General features: G+C 50.7%; 2 protein-coding genes. One reads left to right on the top strand and one right to left on the bottom strand.

Annotated elements, in window-relative coordinates:
- Positions 1 to 101 precede the first annotated feature (101 nt).
- The gene (locus JUE30_RS11160) at positions 102 to 1,118 is read left to right on the top strand and encodes an IS30 family transposase (protein WP_203624884.1); all 1,017 of its coding nucleotides are present in this window, start codon (positions 102 to 104) and stop codon (positions 1,116 to 1,118) included.
- Between the two features lie 29 nt (positions 1,119 to 1,147).
- Here the strand turns inward: JUE30_RS11160 and JUE30_RS11155 are convergent.
- Positions 1,148 to 2,470, bottom strand: a 1,323-nt coding sequence (locus JUE30_RS11155) for a hypothetical protein (RefSeq protein ID WP_374706489.1), incomplete at its 5' end; no start/stop codon positions are given.

The raw sequence follows: 2,470 nt of genomic DNA, 5'->3' as shown, positions 1-2,470 counted from the left end.
CCCCAGTTTACAATTCAAGTGCAACACCTTAGCGACTAGACCAAAAAGGCCATGAAGACCTATTCTTGTTAGTGCAACCAGACAAGAAAGCAGGAATCTTCATGACCCACTCTCAGATTAACACTCACAAGCACTACCAACAACTCAGTCTTAGCGACCGTGCTACAATTCAGGCCCTTCGGGCTACTGGTGACACCGCGACCGTGATTGCACAGAAGCTTCATCGCAGTAAAGCGACAATCTCACGGGAAATCACGCGTGGATCTGTAACTCAGCTCGACTCGAAGCGTCACTCGCATCAAGTCTATCTTGCGGAAACTGCCCAAGCCATACACGACCGCAAACGCGACAGAACCGGACACCACGCCTTTCTCAAAACCGGCCGTGCGTTCTTCAAAGCTCTCACCAAGGAGCTTACCCGCAAGCCTCGCGTGCACAGCGTTGATAGTTTCGTACACTTCTATCGCGACCAGGGTAAGTCTTGCCCTTCAACGACTACCGTGTACCGCTACATCGATGCCGGGCTGCTTGAACTAGACAACATGACACTCCCCAAGAAGCTCCGACGCCGCGTCAAAGGCTATAAGAACGCCCACAAACGCAAGAACAAGAAGATATACGGCGACTCAATCGAGCTGCGTCCTGCGGCCGTGAATGACCGTACAGGCGTGGGACATTGGGAAGGCGACTTGGTCAAAGGTATTCGTTCGGCTGATGAGCCAGCGCTGATGACGCTCACAGAACGGTACAGCCGAACTGAAATCATCGTTAAGATACCTGACTATCATGCGGACACCTGCCTTAAAGCCTTGCAGGACACGATCAACGATTACGGTGCCAAGGAGTTTGAGAGTGTCACGTTTGACAATGGTTCCGAGTTCGCCAAGCTGTCGGAGATCGTTGGAACCCAGATCTATTTTGCTCATCCATACTCGCCTTGGGAGCGCGGCACTAACGAGAACACCAACGGACTACTCAGGGAGTACTTCCCGAAGGGAAAGTCTCTCAGGGACGTTACGCTGGTTGAGATCCAAGCAGTCCAATCAGCACTGAACCATCGTCCCAGACGTATTCTGAACTATCTTCGACCATGCGATTACTACCGACGCATGGCTTAACAACCTAGACCACTATCAAGGATTCGTTATCATCGTTGCACTTGACTTGAAAATTGAGGACTTTCGTTACCAGTCTTAGGCAACGTTCTCCTGTTGCTGGTCTTGCCAGCAGGAGTCCCGTTACCAGTTGGGGTCTCGTTGTTAATCGGCGTTTCGTTACCAGTAGGCGTCTCATTATCTGTCCGAGGCAGCTTTAGTCTGGTAGGGTTGCCACCTTCATTGGTTGGGGTATCACCTGGGTTGCCCGGTGTGGTGCCGCCGCCGTTGATTGGCGGATTGCCACCTTCGTTGTTTGTCGGTGGGTTGCCACCGTTATCTGTTGGTGGGTTGCCATCGTTGTTCGTTGGCGGGTTGCCACCGTTGTTCGTCGGCGGGTTGCCACCGTTGTCTGTTGGCGGGTTGCCATCGTTGTTCGTTGGCGGATTGCCATCGTTGTTCGTTGGCGGATTGCCATCGTTGTTCGTTGGCGGGTTGCCATCGTTGTTCGTTGGCGGATTGCCATCGTTGTTCGTTGGCGGGTTACCATTGTTGTTCATTGGCGGGTTGCCATCGTTGTTCGTTGGCGGATTGCCATCGTTGTTCGTTGGCGGGTTGCCATTGTTGTTCGTTGGCGGATTGCCATTGTTGTTCGTTGGCGGATTGCCATCGTTGTTCGTTGGCGGGTTGCCACCGTTGTCTGTCGGCGGGTTGCCACCACCATTACCACTCCCGTAGTCGCGATACAAGTAGAGAATTAGACCGTCCGCTGATGGCGTAAGTGTATAGGTGATTGGTTCGCCAGGTACAAAGTTAGATGCAATATAACCTTTAGGAACAGTTGGTGTGAATGAAACAAGTTCACCTGTCTTACCAGCAACCATCTCCGTCTTAATCAATTGATCTTGTCTTGGATTGCCAAACTCATCAATCTCCACATAAGTAACTTGAAGCTCATCAGCTTCAGGCGTGTAGTTTACGAATACAGTTTCATTTACTGGCGAACCAGATACCAGCGTTAATTTCGGCGTCTCTTCGTCTACCGTCTTCTTATCGGGTATATATCCTGCCAATGCTGGTGTCGTTACTGCTGCATAGTTGTTCTTCGGCTTTGCAGCAGTAATAGCTCCCGTTACCATATCCGTAGTAATCGTCCACGTCGTGTCCTGTACGACTGGCGCTGGTGTATCAACCTTCTTACCATTAATCTCATAGACGATAGTCCGCGTTGTTGTCAGCGTTGAATCTGTCGTCTTGTGGGTCAGGTGAATCAGCTTATTATCGTTGCCTGGCGTAAACGTATAGTTAACTTTATTATCCTGAACATCTTTTTGCGGAGTGACCAGTACATAACCATCCGGTACTACTACCGTATA

Source organism: Lacticaseibacillus sp. 866-1 (assembly GCF_016861825.1).
Taxonomy (GTDB): Bacteria; Bacillota; Bacilli; order Lactobacillales; family Lactobacillaceae; genus Lacticaseibacillus.
The sequence above is the reverse complement of the archived record's forward strand: the minus strand, read 5'-3'. Positions and strand labels throughout refer to the sequence as shown.